The sequence below is a fragment of the Streptomyces sp. NPDC091376 genome, assembly GCF_044757085.1.
GTDB classification, from domain to species: domain Bacteria; phylum Actinomycetota; class Actinomycetes; order Streptomycetales; family Streptomycetaceae; genus Streptomyces; species Streptomyces pratisoli.
The window spans coordinates 25,281-46,398 of record NZ_JBIVUF010000010.1; the positions used below are offsets into that span (position 1 = coordinate 25,281).

Sequence of the window (21,118 nt, forward strand, 5' to 3'; positions counted from 1 at the left end):
TAACTTTCCGGATATCCGTGACCCTTGGAAGTTTCCTTCACGGAAGGAGCACTCGTGCCCGCCCGGAGCACCCCGTCCAGACGTACCCTCCTCGCCGCGACCGCGGCCGCGGCCTCCGCCGCCCTCGTCTCCCAACCCGCACACGCCGCCAGCCCCGCCACCCACACCGGCACCCGTGACCGTCTCCGGCGGCTCATCTCCCGGATGAGCCTCGAGGAGAAGGTCGGCCAGCTCTTCGTGATGCGGGTCTACGGACACTCGGCGACGTCCCCCGACCAGGCCGACATCGACGCCAACCTCAACGAGATCGGCGTCCGTACGGCGGCCGAGCTGATCGAGCGCTACCACGTCGGCGGGATCATCTATTTCGCCTGGGCGCACAACACCCGCGACCCGCACCAGATCGCCGATCTCTCCAACGGCATCCAGCAGGCGGGCCTCGCGAAGCCCACGCCCATACCGCTACTGGTCTCCACCGACCAGGAGCACGGCATCGTCGCACGGGTCGGCAAGCCCGCCACGCTCGTACCGGGCGCGATGGCCCTGGGCGCGGGCGGTTCCCGCTCCGACGCTCGCGAGGCCGCGCGGATCGCGGGTGCCGAGCTCGCCGCGATGGGCATCGTGCAGAACTACGCGCCGGTCGCCGACGTGAACGTCAATCCGGCCAACCCGGTCATCGGCGTACGGTCGTTCGGCGCCGATCCGCAGGCCGTGGCCGGACTGGTCGCCGCACAGGTCCGCGGCTACCAGGGCGCGGGCATCGCCGCCACGTCCAAGCACTTCCCGGGGCACGGCGACACCAAGGACGACAGCCACTTCGCGCTGCCCACGATCCATCACACCCGCGAGCAGTGGCTGGAGTTGGACGCTCCGCCGTTCCGGGCCGCGATCGCGGCCGGTATCGACTCGATCATGACCGCGCACATCGTGGTCCCGGCGCTGGACCCGAGCGAGGACCCGGCGACGCTGTCGCGCCCCATCCTGACCGGCATTCTGCGCGAGGAGCTGGGATACGACGGCGTCGTGGTCACGGACTCGCTCGGCATGGCGGGCGTGCGGGAGAAGTACGGCGACGACCGTGTTCCCGTGCTCGCGCTGAAGGCCGGCTGCGACCAGTTGCTCAACCCGCCCAGCCTGAGCATCGCCTGGAACGCCGTCCTCCAGGCCGTGAGGAACGGCGAGCTGACGGAGGAGCGCATCGAGGAGTCGATCCTGCGCATCCTGCTCCTGAAGTCGAAACTGGGTCTGTTCCGCGATCCGTTCGTCTCCCACCGGGACGTGGACCGCACGGTCGGCAAGCGGTCCCATCTGGCCGCCGCCGACCGGATCGCCGAGGAAACCACCACCCTGCTCGCCAACGAGAACGGCATCCTGCCGCTCTCCCGCCGCACGCACCGCAACGTCCTGGTCGTCGGCGCGGACCCGGCATCCCCGTCCGGGACCACCGGCCCGCCGACGACCACGCTCGCCAGCGCCTTCACCGAACTGGGATTCACCGCGACCGCCCTGTCCACCGGCATCACCCCGACCGCCGCGAAGATCGACGAAGCGGTGGCCGCGGCAGCCGGGAAGGACGTGGTGATCGTCGGCACGTACAACGTCTCGGCGACCAGTCCGCAGCGCACCCTGGTCTCCCGGCTGGCCGCGACCGGTGTGCCGGTGGTCACCGTCGCCATCCGCAATCCGTACGACATCGCTCAGCTGACGGGCACCGGCTTCGCGGCCTCGCTCGCCGCGTACAGCTGGACGGACGTCGAACTGCGGGCGGCCGTCAGGGCGATCGCGGGCCGGTCGGAGCCGGAGGGCAGGCTTCCCGTGCCCGTGCAGCGAGCGGACGACCCGACGCAGGTGCTGTACCCGATCGGATACGGCCTGAGGTACTAAGACGTAGCGCGGTGTACGCCGCGCTACCGGCGCACCACCCTCACCCGACGGAAAGCCCCCTGCTCCACTGGCGTGCGCCCGCACCGGCGGGTCACGCTGGGTCCACCGAGCAGGGGGATCCATGCGTGTACGGCGTCTTTGGGTGGTGGGGGTGGTGTGCGTGCTCGCCATGGCCTGCCAACGGATTCCGGGAAGCGACGGAAGCCATGCGTCCGGCGGCGGAGGGCTCCGGGAGACGCAGAGCGCGGCCCGGTCCGGGTACGGGGCGGTGTTCCTGGACCGGGGCGACTGCAGCGGCCGGGACGGGAACGGCGTCCGCGAGGTGCCCTGCACGAGCGAGAAGGCGGCGGCTCGCGTCCTCGCACGCCACGAGGGAAGGGGGACGGACGGTCATGCCTGCCCGGCCGTCACCGACTTCGTGCTGCACCTCTCGGAGCGCCGCCCGGGGCTCGACGAGGACGGCGACGGTTCGGTGTCCCAGGGATACGCCTGTATGCGCAATCTGGAGCCGCCGCACCCCGGCGATCCAGGAGGCGGCGGCGGACCGCACACGGTGGTCGGCGACTGTCTCTACAGCTCTCGCAAGGGCCAGGTGAAGGAGACGGCCTGCGACGAATCGGGCGGGCAGCGGCCCGAGTTCGAGGTGGCGGCGGCCGTGGACAAGCGGTCCACCTGCCCGCCTTCGACCGATCTGTTCGTACAGCTGCCGGCCGGGAAACGGCCGGTGGGCTGTGCCCGCCGCGTGTGACACACCCGGTCAGGCACAGCCCACAGCGACCCACAACTCCTACAACACCTTCATGCCGACCTGCCTACGCACCCACGCACCTACGCACCTACGCACCTACGCACCTACGCACCTACGGGCGCAGCATGAACGGCTCACGCTCGACGTCCCGCTTGTCGAGCTTCGCGTCGTACCGCGTCAGCCGCTTCGCGAGCCCGGGGTTCTCCTGGACGGCGGCCGGGGCGACGCCCGCCCACTGAAGGATGCGCGCGGTCGCCTTCGTGCGGTCGGCGTCCCGCAGGCCCGAGACGCTGGCGCCGTGGTTGCCGCCGTACTCGGTGAAGACGTACGCGTCGCGCGAGCCCTTGCCGGTGCGGAAGCGCTCCGCGCCCCACGGGTCGTTCTCGCCGTACACCCACATCATGCGCTGGGCGTTGTGCCGCAGCCAGCCGTCGACGTCCGCCATCGCCCGCCGGTCGAACTTCGGCATCGGGATGTCACGCGGCACGTACGAGCGCGGGCTGAAGTGGCCCGGGTAGCGCAGCAGGTCCTTCAGCCGCGGGTGGGCGAGCGTGGGCGCGCCGAGCTGGGTGCCCGCCTGGTAGTAGTACGGCGTGTACGGCTCCAGGCCCTGGTCGGTGTAGAAGGCGAAGCCCGAGATCGCGTCGAGGGAGTCGTGGATCTCCTGGTCGGTCGCGGTCCTCGCGTCCGGCACGGAGGCACAGTCGGCGAGCAGGCTGTACTGCCAGAAGGCCCAGGCGTAGTCCGAGACGAGGCTCTCGTACGCCTTGTCGAGCGAGCCCATGGTGCGGAAGGTGCCCGCGTTGGCCGTGGCCCACTCCCGGTACATGGCGGTGAGCGCGGCGCGCCGCTTGCCGAGCGCCTCGCGCTGCACGGCCGTCAGCCTGTCGCGGCACTCCTTGGTGCCGACCTTCTCGAAGAACCGGTCGTACGCCGAGTCCTCCTTGTCGTTCACGTCGTTGGGGGCGACGTACGCGACGATGCCGTCCATGTCCCGCGGGTAGAAGCGCTCGTAGTACGTCGCCGTCATCCCGCCCTTGGAGATGCCGGTGGCGATCCACTTCTTTCCGTAGATCTTCTTCAGCGCGGCGAAGACCCGGTGCTGGTCGCTCGCGGCCTGCCAGATGTCCAGCTTGCTCCAGTCGGCGGGACCGGGGCGGGAGGGGGTGAAGAAGCGGTACTCCATGTCGACCTGGTTGCCGTCGACGATCTGGGTGGGCTCACGGCGGCGCGGGGTCGTTCCGACGTGGTAACCGCTGGTGTAGAAGACGGTCGGTCGGGCGGTGTCCTTGTGCAGCACGGTGATGCGCTGCTGGAAGGTGCCCTTGGACGGGCGCCGGTGGTCGACCGGCTGGGTGTACTCGAGGACGAAGTAGCGGTAGCCGGGGTACGGCTTCTCCTCGACGAGACTCATCCCGGGGATCGCGAGGATCCGGTCCTTGATGTCCTCGGACGTACCGTCCTGGGACGTGGTGTCCCCGGACGTGGTGTCTCCGGGCGCGGTGCTCCGGGGCGTTCCCGGTGAGCCGATGGCCGGCTCGGCGGCGGTGGCCGCACTCGCCGTCGTCCCTGCCATGCCTATGAGCACCACGAGCGACAGCAGCCATCTCAGCGTTCTGCGCATGCGCACACTCCCCTTGGTTCACAGCGGTCGCGGTGAACCTAGCGGTGTCAATGCTCATACCGCCAGGGCAAGTTGTACGGGATCGCGGAAGTCAGCACAGGATCCAGCCGGTCGAGGCGCTCTTCCCGGCGACGGCGCCCGAGACGCGGACGCAGCGGTTGAGGGCGTGCACGGTGACCGGGCCCGCCTGCCGGGTGAAGTCTCCCTTGTCGACGGCCGCACGCCCGCCGCGCGGCTGGAGGGACACCGACATCGCCCTCCGGGTGCCGGGGTTCTTGGCGACGGTCATGGCACACGCGTACTGCCGCTGCTTGTAGACGCGCAGTTCCCCGGTGGCGAACCCCACCGTCTTCACCGGTCGGCCGGCGCAGGCGGACATGGCCTCGGCCGACTGCACGCCCGGACCCGTCAACGACACGGCCCCCACCATCGCGAGCACCGCGAGTACATGCCTCAGCAGTCTTCCGAACACACTTGCTCCCCTCCTTCACCGAGCCGTACTGACGTACGACGCAACGAGGGCCCGGACGGTTGCCGTCCGGGCCCTCGGCCGTGCCACATCAGGTCACGCGCCTGCTCATGCCGGGGTGGGTGCCTGCTCCCCGATGAACGTCCGCCACAGCTCGGCGTACCGCCCCTCCAGTGCCAGCAGCTCGTCGTGCGTGCCGTCCTCGACGACGCGGCCGTGGTCCATGACGACCACGCGGTCCGCGCGGGCCGCGGTGGTGAGGCGGTGGGCGACGACCAGCGTCGTACGTCGGCCGGTGAGCCGGTCGGTGGCCTGGTTGACCTGCGCCTCGGAGGCGAGGTCCAGCGCCGCGGTCGCCTCGTCGAGCAACAGCACGTCCGGATCGACAAGTTCCGCCCGGGCCAGGGCGATGAGCTGGCGCTGGCCGGCGGAGAGGTTGCGGCCGCGCTCGGAGACCTCGTGGAGATAGCCGTCGTCCAGCGTGGCGATCATGTCGTGCGCCCCGACCGCGCGGGCGGCCGCCTCGACCTCCGCGTCGCTCGCACCGGGCCGCCCGTACGCGATCGCGTCGCGGACCGTACCGGCGAAGAGGTACGCCTCTTGCGGGACGACGCCGAGGCGGTGCCGGTACGCCGTGAGGTCCAGGTCGCGCAGATCGGTGCCGTCGGCCGTGACCCGTCCGCTCGTCGGGTCGTAGAAGCGCGCCACGAGTTTGACCAGGGTCGACTTGCCCGCGCCGGTCTCGCCGACGAACGCGACGGTCTGTCCGGCCGGGATCCGCAGATCGATGCCGCCGAGCGCCGCTTCCTCCCCCTTGCCGGTGTCGCCGCCGTAGCGGAAGGAGACGTTCTCGAAGGCGATCTCGCCGCGCAGCGACAGCACGTCGAGGGGCTTGCGGGCCTGCGCCGTCGACGTCGGCTCACGCAGCAGCTCGCGGATCCGGCCCAGCGACACCGTGGCCTGCTGATAGCCGTCGAAGACCTGGGACAGCTGCTGCACGGGGGCGAAGAACAGATCGATGTAGAGGAGGTAGGCGACGAGCGCGCCCGTGGTGAGCGTGCCCGCCTCGATCCGGCCGGCGCCGACGATCAGCACGGCCGCCGCGGCCACCGAGGACAGCAGCTGTACGAAGGGGAAGTACACGGAGATCAGCCACTGGCCGCGTACCCGCGCCTCGCGGTAGCTCTCGCTGCGCTCCACGAAGCGCCGGTTCCCCGAGCGCTCACGGCGGAACGCCTGCACGATCCGCAGCCCGCTCACGGACTCCTGCAGGTCGGCGTTGACGGCGCTGATCCGCTCGCGGGCCAGCTCGTACGCCTGCACCGACCGGCGGCGGAAGAAGAACGTCCCGACGACGAGCACCGGCAGGGTCGCGAAGACCACCAGCGCCAGCTGCACATCGAGCACGACCAGCGCGACCATGATCCCGAAGAAGGTGACGACGGAGACGAAGGCGGTGACCAGCCCGGTCTGCAGGAACGTGGACAGCGCGTCCACGTCCGTCGTCATCCGGGTCATGATGCGGCCGGTCAGCTCGCGCTCGTAGTAGTCGAGGCCGAGCCGCTGCAGCTGGGCGAAGATCTTCAGCCGCAGGGCGTAGAGGATGCGTTCGCCCGTGCGTCCCGTCATCCGGGCGGCGCCGATCTGACCGGCCCACTGGATGAGGACGGTCAGCAGCGCCAGCGCGGAGGCCACCCACACCGCGGCCATCACGGCCCGCTCGACGCCCTGGTCGATGCCGTGCCGGATCAGCACCGGAAGCAGCAGGCCCATGCCCGCGTCGATGGCGACCAGCAGCAGACTGAACAGCAGCGGCAGCCCGAAGCCGCCCAGCAGCCGGCGCAGACCGTACGACTCCTCGCGCATCACGGCCCGCGCCTCGTCGACCTGCGGGGTGTCCTCGGCCGGCGGCAGCGCCGCGACCTGGGCGAGGAGTTCGGGGGTGGCACCGGCCACCTCGTCCTCCTCCGCCTCCTCCTTGCGGACCCACAGCGGCGGCGTGATGCCGCGCTCCGCGTCGAACTCGGCGTCCATCTCGGCACGCAGCGTGCGGTCCTCGGGGATCTCGACGGGGAAGGTGTGGCCCGGGGAGACTCCGCCCAGCTCGTCGGGGTCGGTCAGCAGCCGCCGGTACAAGGCGGAGCGTTCCTGCAGTTCGTCGTGGGTGCCGATGTCGGCGAGCCGGCCGTCGTCGAGGACGGCGATACGGTCGGCGAGTCCGAGGGTGGAGCGGCGGTGTGCGATCAGCAGGGTCGTGCGCCCGGCCATCACACCGCGCAGCGCCTCGTGGATCTCGTGCTCGACGCGTGCGTCGACGGCGGAGGTGGCGTCGTCGAGGAGCAGCAGCCGGGGATCGGCGAGGATCGCGCGGGCGAGCGCGATGCGCTGGCGCTGGCCGCCGGACAGGGTGAGGCCGTGCTCGCCGACCTTGGTGTCGTAGCCGTCGGGCAGTTCGCTGATGAAACGGTCCGCCTGTGCCGTTCGCGCGGCCTGGACGATCTCCTCGTCCGTCGCGTCCGGCTGTCCGTACGCGATGTTGGAGCGGACGGTGTCGGAGAAGAGGAAGCTGTCCTCCGGTACGAGCCCGATGGCGGCCCGCAGCGAGTCCAGGGTCAGCTCGCGGACGTCGTGTCCGCCGACGAGGACGGCGCCGTGGGTGACGTCGTAGAAGCGCGGCAGCAGCAGCGAGACGGTGGACTTGCCGCTGCCCGAGGAGCCGACGACGGCGACGGTCTCGCCGGGGCGGATCTCCAGCGAGAAGCCGTCGAGGACCGGGCGTGCGCTCTCCCCCTCCCCGTAGGAGAAGGCGACGTCGTCGAACTCGACGGTCGCCGGGGCGTCGGCCGGGAGTTCCTTGGTGCCGTCCTTCATGGTCGGCTCGGTGTCGATCAGCTCCAGCACCCGCTCCACACCGGCCTGCGCCTGCTGGCCGACGGTGAGCACCATGGCCAGCATCCGCACGGGCCCGACGAGCTGGGCGAGATATGTCGAGAAAGCGACGAACGTTCCGAGGGTGATCTGCCCGCGGGTGGCCAGCCAGCCGCCGAGCGCCAGCATCGCCACCTGCCCGAGCGCGGGCACGGCTTGCAGGGCCGGGGTGTACTTCGCGTTCAGCCGCACGGTGCGCAGCCGGCCGGCGAACAGCCTGCGGCCGACGTCCCTCAGCTTTCCGGTCTCCTGCTCCTCCTGGCCGAAGCCCTTGACGACCCGGACACCGGAGACGGCCCCGTCGACGACTCCCGCGACGGCGGCCGCCTGCTGCTGTGCGTACCAGGTGGCGGGGTGGAGCGTCACCCGGCTGTGCTTGGCGATGAACCAGAGGGCCGGTGCGACGGCGAGCGCGACCAGGGTGAGGGGCAGCGACAGCCAGGCCATGATGCCCAGGGAGATGAGGAAGAGCAGGAAGTTCCCGATGGTCATCGGGAGCATGAAGAGCAGGCCCTGGATGAGCTGGAGGTCGCTGGTGGCGCGGCCCACGACCTGGCCCGTGGACAGCTCGTCCTGACGGCGCCCGTCGAGCCGGCTGATGGTGCGGAACATGTCGGTCCGCAGGTCGTGCTGGACGTCGAGAGCAAGACGTCCGCCGTAGAAGCGGCGGACGTAGGTGAGCGCGTAGACGACGACCGCGGCGGCGACCAGCAGACCGGTCCAGACGGCCAGTGACCGGGAGTGGTTGCCGATGACGTCGTCGATGACGACCTTGGTGATCAAGGGGACGACGGCCATCACGGCCATTCCGGCGAGGGACGACCCGAGTGCGAGCACGACGTTCCGCCGGTAGCGCCAGGCGTATCCGGCCAGCCGTCGTGCCCACGTATGCTCTGCCGCCGACGTCACCGATACCTCCCGTTGTCCTGCTCTGCCGGAAGGCTGCAACGCGGACGGGAGCGGATTTCATCCCGCCGCGACGTGCCGGGACGAAGTACGGTCCCTGGTCCTAGGACCAGGGACCGTACGCGTACGTCGTACGACCGGCACTCATGCGTCGTGCAACGGACGGGACGACGAGGCCGGGGTCGGCTACCGGAGCGCCGGGTTGGCAGGCACCGCGTCCCGCGCCGGGCGTCCCGGGACGGCCGGGATCGCTTCCTCCGGAGTGGCCGTCGGTACGTAGCCGAGGCGCGCCGGGGCGGTGGGGTTGAGGTCCTTGTGGACGGCACGGGCGACGGCCTGGATGGTGTTGATGCCGTCGTTCATGGTCTTGTTGTCGTGCGTGAGCACGGTGATCTGGTAGTTGTGCGTCGGGCCGGTGAAGGCGCCGATCGAGTGGACCCGCCAGCCGTGCGTGGACCGCGACAGCCAGCCGTTCTTCACGTGGATCTTGGCCGTGGAGGGCGCTCCGGCCGGGGTGCCCCAGCGCTGCGACGACACCACGGAGTTCATCAGCTGCAGGACGTAGCCGCGCGAGGCGTCCGTCAGGACGGTGTTCTTCGCGGTGAGCATCCCCAGCAGTTTCTGCTGGTCACGGGCGGTGATCTGGGTGAGCCCCCAGTAGCCGTTGGCGCCCGGGACGGTCTTGGTCATGCCGACCGCGGTGAGGAAGCCCTTGACCTTGGTCGTACCGAGCTGCTTCCACAGCGCGCTGGTGGCGTCGTTGTCGGACTTCGTGATCATGGCCGTGGCGCGCGACTTCTCCGTGGCGGTCAGCTGGCGGCCCGTCTTCTGCGCGTCCCAGAGGAGGGTCGCGAGAACGGTCACCTTGACCACGCTGGCGGAGTCGAACTGCGTGTCCGGCCGGAGTATGCAGCTGGTCTTGGTGACCCTGTCGTTGACCAGCACGGCGGTGGTCGAGGCCCGGCCCTTGAGGGCCGCGGTGATGTCCGTGACCAGCTTGGCCGCGAGACCGGCCTTCTGCGAGGTGCAGGCCACGGCGGGCGTCGCGGCGCCGGCGGAGTCCTGGGTGGCGCTGACGGTGATCGGCACGAGGACGCCGAGGGCCGCGGCCGCACAGAGAGCCCCGCGTCTTCGGCGAGGTATGGAGTGTCTCTTCACGCCTAGATGACTCCGCAGGGCACGAAAGGTTGTAGGGGAACCGGCTGGTTGTGCGAAGTGGCACGACGCGTCCGAGGCGCGGGGCCTGGGTAGTCATGACCGGCACGCGTCGGACGGGGCCGACAGGCCGGGCGGCGGGAACGGGGGAGGTCGGTCGATGGCGGACGAGCAGGAGAGCGAGGCGTACCGGTGCGGGCGGTTGTGGGCGGCCCTGCACACGTTACGTTCCCTGGGTGGCGGCAGGGACAGGCGGAAACTGGCGGCGCCGGACGAGGTCCGTCAGGCGGAGAAGCAGCCGCACATCCACATCCCGCGGCAGCTGGACAAGATCGGCGGGCATTTCCTCGCGGCCCGCAAGCGGGGCGCCGCGCACGGGAAGGCGGCCGACGCGCTCGTCAGAACGGCCCTGGACCTCCTGCCGGGCGGCGTCACGTTCCCCCAGAACCGGACCGTGGCCGAGCAGGACGACTTCCGCAAGGGGTTCCACGCCGGACTGAGCCACTACGAGACCACGCACCGGTCACTCATGGAGTGACCGGTGCGTGGCTGGAGTGACCGGTGCGTGGCGTGGCTGGAGTGACCGGTGCGGAGCCGCGCGACGATGTGCCGCGTGACGGTGTGACCGCGTGACCGCGTGGCGGTGTGACCGCGTGGACTCAGAGATGCGTCGGTGCGAACATCCGCAGCAGCGCGGGCAGCACGACGACCGAAGGACCGGGCTGTGCGAAGGCCTTCGTCAGGTCCTCGCGGAGCGACTCCGTCGTCGTACGGACCGCCGGCACGCCGAACGACTCGGCGAGCGCCACGAAGTCCGGGCGGGACAGCTCGGTCGCGGTGGCCTCGCCGAAGGCGTCGGTCATGTACTCGCGCAGGATGCCGTAGCCGCCGTCGTCGACGATCAGCCACGTCACCGGCAGGTTGTACTGCCTGGCCGTCGCCAGCTCCGCGATCGAGTACATCGCGCCGCCGTCACCGGACACCGCGAGCACCGGCTTCGTACGGTCCGCGGCGGCGGCGCCGATGGCGGCGGGGAAACCGTAGCCGAGGCCGCCCGCGCCCTGTGCGGAGTGCATCGTGTTCGGGTGCCGGGCGTCGAACGCGGACCAGGCCCAGTAGGCCAGGATCGTCATGTCCCAGAAGCTCGGGGAATCGTCCGGAAGTGCCTCACGGACCGCGGCGAGCACCTCCTGCTCCAGGGTCAGGTCCTGGCCGGCGATCCGCTCCCGCACCTTCGCCAGCAGGGTCGCGACCCGCTCGGCGCCCGACGGGCCGCGGCTCCCCCGTGGTTCCTCGGGCACCGGAGGTGACCCCGCCTCCACCGTCTCCAGGAGCGCGGCGAGCGCGATCCGGGCGTCGGCGTGGATGCCGAGGCAGGCGTGGTTGGACTCCAGCTTGCCGAGGTCGGCCTCGATCTGGACGACCCGGCCGCGCGGGGCGAACGTGTGGTAGTTCGACGAGAGTTCGCCGAGCCCCGAGCCGACGACCAGCAGGACGTCGGCGTCCTCCAGCAGGTCCGTGGTGTGCCGGTCCTCCAGCCAGGACTGCATCGACAGCGGGTGCTCCCACGGGAAGGCGCCCTTGCCGCCGAAGGTCGTGACGACCGGCGCGTCCAGCTTCTCGGCGAGCGCCCGCAGCTTGCCGGACGCGTCGGCGCGTACGACACCGCCGCCGGCGATGATCGCCGGGCGCTCGGCGTTCCGCAGCAGATGCGCGGCGACAGCGGTGAGTTCGGGGCGGGGCACGAGGTCGTGCGGGGTCGCGTCCATGGCCGTGACGACCGGCAGGGTGGTCTCGGCGAGCAGCACGTCCTGGGGGATCTCCACCCAGACGGGGCCGTGCGGGGCGGTCAGCGCGGACTCCCAGGCGGCGGCGATCGCGGACGGGATCTGCGAAGCGGTGCGGACGGTGTGCACGGACTTCACGATGTCGCGGAACGAGGCCTTCTGGTCGCGCAGTTCGTGCAGATAGCCGTGGCGGCCGCCGCCGAGACCCGCGGACGGGATCTGGCTGGAGATCGCCAGCACGGGGGCGCTGGCCGCGGCGGCCTCCTGGAGCGCGGCGAGCGAGGTCAGCGCGCCGGGTCCGGTGGAGAGCAGCAGCGGGGTGGCCTGGCCGGTGATCCGGCCGTACGCGTCGGCGGCGAAGCCCGCGTTGTTCTCGACCCGCAGCCCGACATACGTCAGGCCGGAGCGCCGCAGCGCGTCGAACATGCCGAGCGCGTGCTGTCCCGGCAGGCCGAACACGGTGTCCGCGCCGAGCCCGGTCAGCGTCTCGATGACGAGGTCACCGCCATTGCGCCCGGCGGGCGGGTTGAGCGCGGCAGCGGTCTGCTGCGGCGTCGGCCGCAGTACGAGGTCGTGGTCGTGGGTCATGCGGTGTCCCTTTCTTGGTGCCCGTCCGCCGAAACGCACCGGCCGCCGTGGTCGTGGGCGCCGGCCGGGCCGTGACCACCCTGGGCTCGGTACCGGCCCCGGTTCCGGCCCGGGCTCCGGCTCCGGCTGCCGCCCGGTGCCTGCGCCGACGCCGGGCCCGGGTCCTGCTCTTGGGTCTGTTTCCGGTTCTCTCGCCGACGGTGGCGGTCGGCCGGGTCCGGTCGCCCGGTCCGGCCGGGGCCGGCCGCCGGCCGCCGCCGCGGCTCGAATCGGGCCCGAGCGGCGGCCCGGCCCGGGCTCGATCCCCGCCCGGCCGGATGCTCCGGCCGATGGTCCGGGACCCGTCCCGGTCTCGTCCCGGTCCCGATCCGGGCCCGGCCGGTCCGGTGGACCGGCCGTCCGGCGCGCCGTGTTCCGCGGGCGAGGGCCCGGCTCCGGACCCTCGCGCGCGGAACCGCGCGGAACTACTCGGCGCCGGTCGCCCGGCCCGCCGCGATCTGGCGGGACATGATCGTGGTCAGCTCGTAGGCGGTGTGCGAGGCCGCGACCGAGGTGATCTCGGCGTGGTCGTAGGCGGGGGCGACCTCGACGACATCGGCGGACACCAGGTTGCAGGAGGCGAGCCCCCGCAGGATCTCCAGCAGCTCGCGGGAGGTGATGCCGCCGGCCTCGGGGGTGCCGGTGCCGGGCGCGTGCGCCGGGTCGAGGACGTCGATGTCGATCGAGATGTAGAGCGGACGGTCGCCGATGCGCTGGCGGAGCTGGTCCGCGACCTCGTCCGCGCCGCGCCGGTAGACGTCGGCCGAGGTGACGATGCCGAAGCCCATCTTCTCGTCGTCGGTCAGGTCCTGCTTGCCGTAGAGCGGGCCGCGCGTACCCACGTGCGACAGCGCCTCGGTGTCGAGGATGCCCTCCTCGACGGCCCGGCGGAACGGAGTGCCGTGGGTGTATTCGGCGCCGAAGTACGTGTCCCAGGTGTCCAGGTGGGCGTCGAAGTGGAGCAGCGCGACCGGTCCGTGCTTCTTGGCGACCGAGCGCAGCAGCGGCAGGGCGATGGTGTGGTCGCCGCCGAGGGTCATCATGCGGGCGCCGGTGCCGAGGATGTCGTCCGCGGCGGCCTCGATGGTCTCGACGGCCTCGTTGATGTTGAACGGGTTGGCCGCGATGTCACCCGCGTCCGCGACCTGCGCGAGCGCGAAGGGCGAGGCGTCCTGCGCCGGGTTGTACGGGCGCAGGAGCCTCGACGCCTCACGGATGGCGTTGCCGCCGAAGCGCGCGCCGGGCCGGTAGGAGACCCCGGCGTCGAAAGGCACACCGACGACGGCGACATCGGTGGTGCCGACCTCGTCGAGCCGTGGCAGCCGGGCGAACGTCGCGGGTCCGGCGTACCGCGGGACGCGGGACGAGTCGATGGGGCCGCGCGGCGTCTCGTTGCTGCTCATGACCTATGCCTTCTTCCTACGCTTTTCCTACTGTTCGCAGTCGTTCGACTGTAACGGGGTTCAGGGGGTGGCCGGGACCGACGTCGGGTCGGCCGGCTGCTCGGCGGACTCGGGACCGCCGCGGCCCGCGAGGCGCTCGCGCCAGTTGGCCAGGATCGCCTCGTCCGTCGGCTTGGTGGCCAGCGAGACGACGACGTACGTGACGAGGGAGGCGAGCAGGCCGTAGTAGATGGGCTCGTTGGCGAGGATGCCGAACTTCCACATCAGGGAGATGACGGCCAGTCCGCCGACGACCACGGCGGACAGCGCGCCGTGCACGGTGCCGCGCTTCCACAGCAGTCCGCCGAGGATCGGGACGAGCAGCCCGCCGACGAGCAGGTTGTAGGCGACCGTCAGGGCCTCGACCACGTTGTTCAGGGCGATCGCGATGCCGATCACGCCGACGCCCATCACCAGGATGAACATCCGGTTGCCCTTGACCTCGTCGTGCGCTTCGCCGTCGGCGCGGTGACGGGTGACGGCGCCGCGCAGCCGCTGCCAGATGTCGTTGTTGGCGACGGTGGCGCAGGCGATCAGGGCGCCGGAGGAGGTGGACATCACCGCGGCGAGCGCCGCGGCCAGCACCAGGCCGCGCACACCGATGGGGAGTTCGTTCTTGACGATGGTGGCGAAGGCGTCGTCGGCGTTGGCGAGGTTCGGGTAGAGCACCTTCGCCGCCGTGCCGATGACGGCGCCGGCGAGGGCGTAGACCAGGCAGTACGTACCGGCGACGGTGCCGCCCCAGCTGGCGACCTTGTCGTTGCGGGCGGTGAAGACGCGCTGCCAGATGTCCTGGCCGATGAGCATGCCGAATGTGTAGATGAGCACGTACGTGAAGATCGTCTCGCCGCCGATGCCGAGCGGGGCGAAGTACTCGGTGGGCAGCTGGGCCTTCATCTCGGCGAAGCCGCCGGCCTTGATCACGGCGATGGGCAGCAGCAGGATCAGCACGCCGATCGTCTTGACGACGAACTGCACCATGTCGGTGAGGGTGATCGACCACATGCCGCCGAGCGCCGAGTAGGCGACGACGATCGAGCCGCCGAGGATGATCGCGATCGTCCGGTTCATGTCGAAGAGGACGTCGAAGATCGTGGCGTAGGCGATGGTCGAGGTCACCGCGAGCATCAGGGTGTACGCCCACATGACGACGCCGGTGATGAGTCCGGCCCTGCCGCCGTAGCGCAGGTCGAGCATCTCGGAGACGGTGTAGACCTTCAGCCGGGCGATGCGCGCGGAGAAGAAGACCGAGAGGGCGAGGAGGCCGAGGCCGATGGTGAAGACCATCCAGGCGCCGGAGAGCCCGTACTTGTAGCCGAGGCCCACGCCGCCGATCGTGGAGGCGCCGCCGAGGACGATCGCGGCCATGGTCCCGGAGTACATCCAGGGTCCGAGCCGGCGGCCGGCGACCAGGAACTCGCTCTTGGACTTGGCGCGGCGCATGCCCCACCAGCCCATCGCGAGCATGCCGGCCAGATAGACGACGATCAATGCGTAGTCGACGGCCATGGGGCCCTCCTTCGTTACCTCGGTGGCGTGTCGTGCAGAAACGCGTCGTGCAGAAACACGAGGGGGACGCAGCGGCTCTTGCGCGGGGACATCCGCCCGTACCCGCGGCCGCTGGACGACTCGACGATAGGTGGCCGAAAAGCGACGATGAAGTGTACGTTTCCTCCATTCTCGAAGACGATCACGGATGGAACGTCCACCATGCCGGACCGCACCGCTCACTCCGCCGCCCCCTTGCCCCCCTCCGTCCCTTCGGCCCCACCGGCCCCACCGGTTCCGCTGGCCGCGCTGCTGGCCCATGAGGACCTGGGGCTGCGGCTCGTCGCCGGCCCAGAGGACGTCGACATCCAGTGGGTCCACACGTCGGAGATGGCCGACCCGTACCCGTACCTGCTGGGCGGCGAGCTGCTGCTGACGGCGGGCGTCCTGCTGGAGGACCCGGAGATGTACGCGGCCCGGGTGGTGGAGGCCGGCGGGGCGGCGATCGGTTTCGGTGTCGCCCCGGTGTACGACACGGTCCCGGACGCCCTCGTCGCCGCGTGCGAGCGGCTCCGGCTGCCGCTGATCGAGGTGCCGCCGCAGACCCCCTTCACCGCGATCGCCCGCGCGGTGTGGCGGCTGATGGCACAGGCCCGCCTCCGGGAGGTGCGCCGGGTGAGCGAGGCCCAGCAGGGCCTGGCCGTCGCGGCGGCCAGGCCGGACCCGGTCCCGGCGGTGCTGCACCAGCTGGCCTCGCGCCTGGGCGGCTGGGCGGTCCTGCTGGCCCCGGACGGTTCGGCGCTGCAGACGGCCGGTCGGGCGCCCTCACGGGAGGCCCGCGAGGCACTGGGGCGGCTGGCGCGGGTGGTGAGCCCTGAGGCGGAGGACGAGGAGGTGGGGGCGGGGGACCCCGGGTCCCGCGCGGGCGCCGGGCACCCGGAGGCCGGCGGACCCTCCCCCGCCGCGGGAGGGTCCGCCGGGGAGGGCCGGCCCCCGGGAGACGGACGCTCCGGCCCCGACGGATGGTCCCCGGCCGACGCGCGAACGGAGCCCGGCGCCCCGGCCGCGGGAGCCGCGCGCCGGCCCCCCTCATCCGCGACCGATTCCGTCGGGGACACCCATCTCGCCGCCTACGCCCTCGGGGGCGCCGAGGGCCTCGTCCTCGGCGTCGCCGCCGAGGGGCGCGAGACCGGCGGCCACACGATCGCGGGTGTCGCCGTCGTCCTGCTGTCGCTGCTGACGGCACCGCACCAGGGGACCGGCGCGACCGGGCGGGCCGCCGCGCTGGTACGGCTGCTGCTGGGGGCCGCCCCCGCCGAGGTGGCCCCGGCGCTGGGTCACGGGCCGTGGACCGTGGTGCACGGGACACGTCCGGGGCAGCCCGACCGGATCGCGGCGTCGGCGCTCGGCGCCGCGCTGGGCAGCGCCCTCGTCGACGGGGACGGCGAGACCGTACGGATCCTGCTCTCCGGCGACCGGCGGATCGAGCCGCAGCCGGGCTGGACCCTGGGCGTGAGTGCCCCGGCCGGACCGGCGGACCTCGCCGCCGCCGACACCGCCGCGGCACGGGCCCTGCGCCGGGCCGAGGCGACCCGGGTCCCGCTCGCCCGCCAGCGCGACGCGGGCCTCGGCGAGCTGATCGCCCCCGACGAGGCCGCCGCCCACGCCCGCACCCTGCTCGCCCCGGTCGCGGACTCCCCCGCGCTCACGGAGACCCTGCGCGTCTGGCTCTCCCTCCACGGCAGCTGGGACCGCACGGCCGTGGCCCTGGGCGTCCACCGCAACACCGTCCGCCAACGCATCGCACGCTGCGCGTCGCTCCTCGGCGTCGACCTGGACGACGCCGACGTACGGATGGAGCTGTGGTTCGCGCTGCGGTACGTGTGACGGGGCCGCGGCGTCGCGGTTCCGTCGGGAGTCCACGACTCCCGCGCCGGAACGCTGTGGGCATCACGCCAAGTCCCTTGCGCCACAGGCGTGTTGGAATGCCCGCATGACATTGTCCACCGACGGAACTCTGACCCTGACCCCGGGCGACCCCGGGCGCCACCTGCGTGCCGAGGTCGAGCGGCTGCGGGAGGAGGCGGCCCGGCAGCGGGCGCTGGCGCACAAGCGGGCGGACTTCTGGACCCGGCTGGACATCGCGCTCGGCTTCCCCGCGGCGCTGCTCGCCGGCACGGCGGGCGCGGCCGGTCTCGCCACGGCGGACGCGCGCGTCCCCGCCGCGCTGATCGCGCTGGCCTCCGCCGGCTTCGCGGCCGGCGCGGGCTTCCTGCGCAGCGACACCCGCCGCCGGGCCAACAAGCGCGCCCGGCACGCCTGGGCCGACGTGGAGGGCCGGGCCACGGTGAAGCTGGCCCAGGAGCGCCTGACGCCCGAGGACCTCGCCGAACTCCTCGCACGCCGCCAGGCGGCGCTGGCGGCCTACGACGGCGAGGCGCCCCCGCCGGAGCCACCGCCCGGCCCGCCACCGCTCACCCCCGGCTGAGCCCTCAAGCGTCCCCATCCGCCGCGCCGAGGTCCCGGACGGCCGCACACCGTTCGTCCCGCCCTGCCGCCGGGCGCCGTTCCTCGCCGTCGTCGACGCGGGCCGACCGCACGGCCGCCGCCGGGGCGCGGCGGAGGCGGCGGATGGGAGGCGCCGCGACGAGGGCGACGGCACAGCACAGGCCGACGAGGGCGGCGACCAGCAGGAGTCGGTGAATGCCGAAGAAGGTCCCGGCGGGCCCGGCGATCGCGTAGCCGAAGGGGACGGCGAGGATGGAGCCGCCGATCTCGTAGGCGGCGACCCGGTTGAGGCGGTCCTCGGGGATCTGGGTCTGCACGGTGGTGGCCCACTGGACGCTCCAGAACGCCCAGCCCACCCCGCTCGCCGCGTACCCGAGCATGATCAGCGGCAGGCTCGGGACGAGGGCCGCCGCGAGCGGCATCAGCGGGAACAGGAACATCGCGAGCCCGCCGCCGAAGAGCGGGCGGGCCGGGCGGATCCGGTACGCGACCAGTGCCCCGAGGACACAGCCGGCACCGAACGCGCCCTCGGCGAAGCCGAACGCGGCGTTGCCGTGCGCGGCGATGACGGAGGCCGCGCCCAGCGGGGTGACCGGGCCCCAGACGAGGACGCCGAGCACCCACCAGATGAGGATGACGCCCCACAGCCAGGACCGGGAGCGGAACTCGTCCCAGCCGGTGCGCAGGTTCTCCAGGGTGGACGCCGACCGGTCCACCTCGTACCTGGGCAGCCGCAGCGCGACCAGGCAGATCCCGCTGACCGCGTAGGTGGCCGCGTTGAGGGCGAACGCCGAGGCCGCCGAGGTGGTGGCGACGAGCACTCCGGCGATCGCGGGCCCAGCCATCGCCGAGATCCCCTCGCTCAGACGCACCACCGCGTTGGCCTTCTGCGGGTCGGTGGCGACCTGCGGCACCAGACCGGAGACGCCGGGCTGGAACATGGCGGTCGCGATCCCGCGGAGCGCCGCGCCGACGATGATGAACCACAACGGCGGATGGCCGAACCAGAGGTACGCCGCGAGCCCGCCCTGGATCAGACACCGGGCCGCGTCGGAGCCGATCATCAGCGGCCGGGGGTGGAACCGGTCCGCCAGCACTCCGCCGAACACGACGAAGAGCGCGAAGGCCCCCATCCAGGCGGCGAGTGCGAACCCGACTCCGCTCACCCCGTACCCGAGCGAGAGCATCGCGACCGACAGCGCGACCGGGACCATCGCGTCGCCCAGCATCGAGACGATCCGGGCGGTGAAGTAGAGGCTGAAGTTCCGGGTCCAGAGCCGGGACGGCGCGGCGGCAGACGAGACCACGCGGGCACCCTGTCAGCGGGTCGCTTCCCGGACAACCCAATTACGCCATGTTCACGACCCTGCGCGCTCCGGAGGGTGGCCACCCTCACTCTGGACAGACGTGCGAACCGCCGGGTAACTTTGTCTGAGCAAGCGCTTAGACAGTCGGCACCCACGCAGTTACGAGGAGGCGTCCGTGCGCCGGACCGTATTCAACGAGGACCACGAAGCGTTCCGGGAGACCATCCGCGCCTTCATCGAGGCCGAGGTCGCCCCCGTGTACGACGAGTGGTTCGCCGCCGGCCAGGCGCCGCGCGATTTCTACTACAAGCTCGGCGAGCTGGGCGTCTTCGGCATCAACGTCCCCGAGGAGTTCGGCGGCGCGGGCCTGGACACGCACAAGTTCGAGGCCGTGCTCTACGAGGAGACCTCGCGCGCGGGCGTGAACTTCGGCGGCTCCGGTGTGCACGTGCTGCTCGCCCTGCCGTACCTCAAGATGCTCGCCACCGACGAGCAGAAGAAGCGTTACCTGACGAAGTTCGTCACCGGCGAGGAGATGTGGGCGCTGGCGATGACCGAGCCGGGCACCGGCTCCGACGTCGCCGGCATGAAGACCACCGCCAAGCTCTCGGAGGACGGCAGCCACTACGTCCTCAACGGCGCCAAGACGTTCATCACCGGCGGCGTGCACGCCGACCGCGTGATCGTGTGCGCCCGCACCTCCGCCCCGCGCGAGGACGACCGCCGCTTCGGCATCTCCCTCTTCGCGGTGGACACCACGTCCGCGGGCTACTCCGTGGGCCGCAAGCTGGACAAGCTCGGCCTGCGCACCTCCGACACCGCCGAGCTGGCCTTCGTCGACGTCAAGGTCCCGGTCGAGGACCTGCTCGGCGAGGAGAACAAGGGCTTCTACTACCTCGGCCAGAACCTGCCCTCCGAGCGCTGGGGCATCGCGTTCGGCGCGTACGCCCAGGCCAAGGCCGCCATCCGGTTCGCCCAGCAGTACGTGACGGACCGCACGGTCTTCGGCAAGCCGGTCGCCAGCTTCCAGAACACCAAGTTCGAGCTGGCCGCCTGCCAGGCCGAGGTGGACGCCGCCGAGGCCGTCGCCGACCGTGCCCTGGAGGCGCTGGACGCCGGCGAGCTGACCGCGGCCGAGGCCGCCTCCGCGAAGCTGTTCTGCACCGAGGTCGCCCACCGCGTCATCGACCGCTGCCTCCAGTTGCACGGCGGCTACGGCTACATGAACGAGTACCCGATCGCCCGCCTCTACGCCGACAACCGTGTCAACCGCATCTACGGCGGCACCAGCGAGGTCATGAAGTCGATCATCGCCAAGTCGATGGGCCTGTAGTCCAGGTGACGAAGGCGCTCGACGACCTGCTCGATCTGCTCGACCTGGAGCAGATCGAGCAGGACTACTTCCGGGGCCGCTCGCGGTCGGCGATCGTGCCCCGGGTCTTCGGCGGACAGGTCGCGGCCCAGGCGCTCGTCGCCGCGGGCCGCACCGTCCCCGACGACCGCACGGCCCACTCCCTGCACGCGTACTTCCTGCGCATGGGCGACCCCGGTGCCCCGATCGTCTACACGGTCGACCGCATCCGTGACGGCCGCTCCTTCACGACCCGCCGGGTCGTCGCCGTCCAGCACGGCCAGCCGATCTTCCATCTCTCGGCGTCCTTCCAGACGTACGAGGAGGGGCTCGACCACCAGGCGCCGATGCCGGCCGCCCCGGACCCGGAGACCCTGCCGACGGCGGAGCAGACCCTGCCCCGCTATGTGGACAGGTTCGTCCACCCCAGCGTCGTGGACCGGATGCTGGAGGCCCGGGCGGCCGTCGACCTGCGGTACGTGGACGCTCCTCCGTACGCCAGCGTCGGTGAGCCGCGCGAGCCGCGTTCGCAGGTCTGGTTCCGCACGAACGGCGAGCTCGCGGACGACCCCCTGCTGCACGTCTGCCTCGCGACCTACGTCTCGGACATGACGCTGCTCGACTCGGTGCTGCTGGCCCACGGGCGCGGCGGCTGGTCGGTGGGCGATGTCGTGGGGGCGTCGCTGGACCACGCGATGTGGTTCCACCGGCCGTTCCGCGCCGACGAATGGCTGCTGTACGACCAGGAGTCGCCCAGCGCGCACGGCGGGCGGGGCCTCGGCCAGGCCCGTATCTACACCCAGGACGGGCAGCTGGCGATCTCGGTGATCCAGGAGGGCGTGGTCCGCGTCCCGCACGACTAGTGCCGGTCACAGCACTGGCCACAGCGCACCG

15 protein-coding genes are annotated in these 21,118 nt (G+C 71.8%); 7 read left to right on the top strand and 8 right to left on the bottom strand.

Annotated elements, in window-relative coordinates; genetic code table 11:
- Positions 1 to 54 precede the first annotated feature (54 nt).
- Positions 55 to 1,884 carry a glycoside hydrolase family 3 protein gene (locus tag ACIQMR_RS21820; protein WP_401389675.1) on the top strand — a complete coding sequence of 610 codons (1,830 nt, stop codon included), beginning with the start codon at positions 55 to 57 and terminating at the stop codon, positions 1,882 to 1,884.
- A 121-nt stretch (positions 1,885 to 2,005) separates the two neighbouring features.
- Positions 2,006 to 2,632, top strand: coding sequence for a hypothetical protein (locus ACIQMR_RS21825; protein ID WP_401389678.1), 627 nt, complete (start codon positions 2,006 to 2,008; stop codon positions 2,630 to 2,632).
- Positions 2,633 to 2,744: 112 nt separating this feature from the next.
- Here the strand turns inward: ACIQMR_RS21825 and ACIQMR_RS21830 are convergent, their stop codons facing one another.
- From ACIQMR_RS21830 to ACIQMR_RS21845, 4 genes are all read right to left on the bottom strand, one after another.
- Positions 2,745 to 4,256: an aminopeptidase gene (locus ACIQMR_RS21830; protein ID WP_401389681.1), complete on the bottom strand. Its 1,512-nt coding sequence runs from the start codon at positions 4,254 to 4,256 to the stop codon at positions 2,745 to 2,747.
- A 91-nt stretch (positions 4,257 to 4,347) separates the two neighbouring features.
- Positions 4,348 to 4,728 (bottom strand): hypothetical protein, encoded by a 381-nt coding sequence (locus ACIQMR_RS21835; RefSeq protein ID WP_266374051.1) that lies wholly within the window; start codon positions 4,726 to 4,728, stop codon positions 4,348 to 4,350.
- Between the two features lie 105 nt (positions 4,729 to 4,833).
- Positions 4,834 to 8,562 carry an ABC transporter ATP-binding protein gene (locus ACIQMR_RS21840; protein WP_401389684.1) on the bottom strand — a complete coding sequence of 1,243 codons (3,729 nt, stop codon included), beginning with the start codon at positions 8,560 to 8,562 and terminating at the stop codon, positions 4,834 to 4,836.
- Positions 8,563 to 8,745: 183 nt separating this feature from the next.
- Positions 8,746 to 9,648, bottom strand: a complete 903-nt coding sequence (locus tag ACIQMR_RS21845) for a serine hydrolase (RefSeq protein ID WP_401389687.1) — start codon at positions 9,646 to 9,648, stop codon at positions 8,746 to 8,748.
- A 226-nt stretch (positions 9,649 to 9,874) separates the two neighbouring features.
- Between ACIQMR_RS21845 and ACIQMR_RS21850 the strand changes: the two genes are divergently transcribed.
- Positions 9,875 to 10,252 carry a hypothetical protein gene (locus tag ACIQMR_RS21850; RefSeq protein ID WP_401389690.1) on the top strand — a complete coding sequence of 126 codons (378 nt, stop codon included), beginning with the start codon at positions 9,875 to 9,877 and terminating at the stop codon, positions 10,250 to 10,252.
- Between the two features lie 121 nt (positions 10,253 to 10,373).
- Here ACIQMR_RS21850 and ACIQMR_RS21855 read toward each other — a convergent pair whose 3' ends face one another.
- From ACIQMR_RS21855 to ACIQMR_RS21865, 3 genes are all read right to left on the bottom strand, one after another.
- Entirely contained in the window at positions 10,374 to 12,089 is a 1,716-nt protein-coding gene (locus tag ACIQMR_RS21855) for a thiamine pyrophosphate-binding protein (RefSeq protein ID WP_401389693.1), read from the bottom strand.
- A gap of 464 nt (positions 12,090 to 12,553) precedes the next feature.
- A complete protein-coding gene (speB, locus tag ACIQMR_RS21860; protein ID WP_401389695.1) occupies positions 12,554 to 13,531 on the bottom strand; it encodes an agmatinase in 978 nt (325 codons plus the stop codon).
- A gap of 60 nt (positions 13,532 to 13,591) precedes the next feature.
- Complete coding sequence (locus tag ACIQMR_RS21865; RefSeq protein WP_401389698.1) at positions 13,592 to 15,079, bottom strand: sodium:solute symporter; 1,488 nt, start codon at positions 15,077 to 15,079, stop codon at positions 13,592 to 13,594.
- Between the two features lie 201 nt (positions 15,080 to 15,280).
- On the opposite strand from ACIQMR_RS21865, the gene ACIQMR_RS21870 reads away from it, so the two are divergent.
- Together ACIQMR_RS21870 and ACIQMR_RS21875 are read left to right on the top strand one after the other, a co-directional pair.
- On the top strand, positions 15,281 to 16,945 hold the full coding sequence (locus tag ACIQMR_RS21870) for a PucR family transcriptional regulator ligand-binding domain-containing protein (protein ID WP_401389701.1): 1,665 nt from the start codon (positions 15,281 to 15,283) through the stop codon (positions 16,943 to 16,945).
- 106 nt (positions 16,946 to 17,051) lie between these two features.
- A complete protein-coding gene (locus ACIQMR_RS21875) occupies positions 17,052 to 17,546 on the top strand; it encodes a hypothetical protein (protein WP_401389704.1) in 495 nt (164 codons plus the stop codon).
- Between the two features lie 4 nt (positions 17,547 to 17,550).
- On the opposite strand, the gene ACIQMR_RS21880 is transcribed toward ACIQMR_RS21875, so the two are convergent.
- Complete coding sequence (locus ACIQMR_RS21880) at positions 17,551 to 18,873, bottom strand: MFS transporter (protein WP_401389707.1); 1,323 nt, start codon at positions 18,871 to 18,873, stop codon at positions 17,551 to 17,553.
- A 175-nt stretch (positions 18,874 to 19,048) separates the two neighbouring features.
- Between ACIQMR_RS21880 and ACIQMR_RS21885 the strand changes: the two genes are divergently transcribed.
- Positions 19,049 to 20,206: an acyl-CoA dehydrogenase family protein gene (locus tag ACIQMR_RS21885; protein ID WP_401389710.1), complete on the top strand. Its 1,158-nt coding sequence runs from the start codon at positions 19,049 to 19,051 to the stop codon at positions 20,204 to 20,206.
- Between the two features lie 5 nt (positions 20,207 to 20,211).
- On the top strand, positions 20,212 to 21,087 hold the full coding sequence (gene tesB / locus ACIQMR_RS21890; RefSeq protein ID WP_401389713.1) for an acyl-CoA thioesterase II: 876 nt from the start codon (positions 20,212 to 20,214) through the stop codon (positions 21,085 to 21,087).
- Positions 21,088 to 21,118: the final 31 nt, after the last annotated feature.

Excerpts from the sequence above, each read along its gene's own strand:
- ACIQMR_RS21825 (WP_401389678.1), top strand. The coding sequence starts at position 2,006 with ATGCGTGTACGGCGTCTTTGGGTGGTGGGGGTGGTGTGCGTGCTCGCC.
- ACIQMR_RS21830 (WP_401389681.1), bottom strand. The coding sequence starts at position 4,256 with ATGCGCAGAACGCTGAGATGGCTGCTGTCGCTCGTGGTGCTCATAGGC.
- ACIQMR_RS21850 (WP_401389690.1), top strand. The coding sequence starts at position 9,875 with ATGGCGGACGAGCAGGAGAGCGAGGCGTACCGGTGCGGGCGGTTGTGG.
- ACIQMR_RS21855 (WP_401389693.1), bottom strand. The coding sequence starts at position 12,089 with ATGACCCACGACCACGACCTCGTACTGCGGCCGACGCCGCAGCAGACC.
- speB (WP_401389695.1), bottom strand. The coding sequence starts at position 13,531 with ATGAGCAGCAACGAGACGCCGCGCGGCCCCATCGACTCGTCCCGCGTC.
- ACIQMR_RS21865 (WP_401389698.1), bottom strand. The coding sequence starts at position 15,079 with ATGGCCGTCGACTACGCATTGATCGTCGTCTATCTGGCCGGCATGCTC.
- ACIQMR_RS21870 (WP_401389701.1), top strand. The coding sequence starts at position 15,281 with ATGCCGGACCGCACCGCTCACTCCGCCGCCCCCTTGCCCCCCTCCGTC.
- ACIQMR_RS21875 (WP_401389704.1), top strand. The coding sequence starts at position 17,052 with ATGACATTGTCCACCGACGGAACTCTGACCCTGACCCCGGGCGACCCC.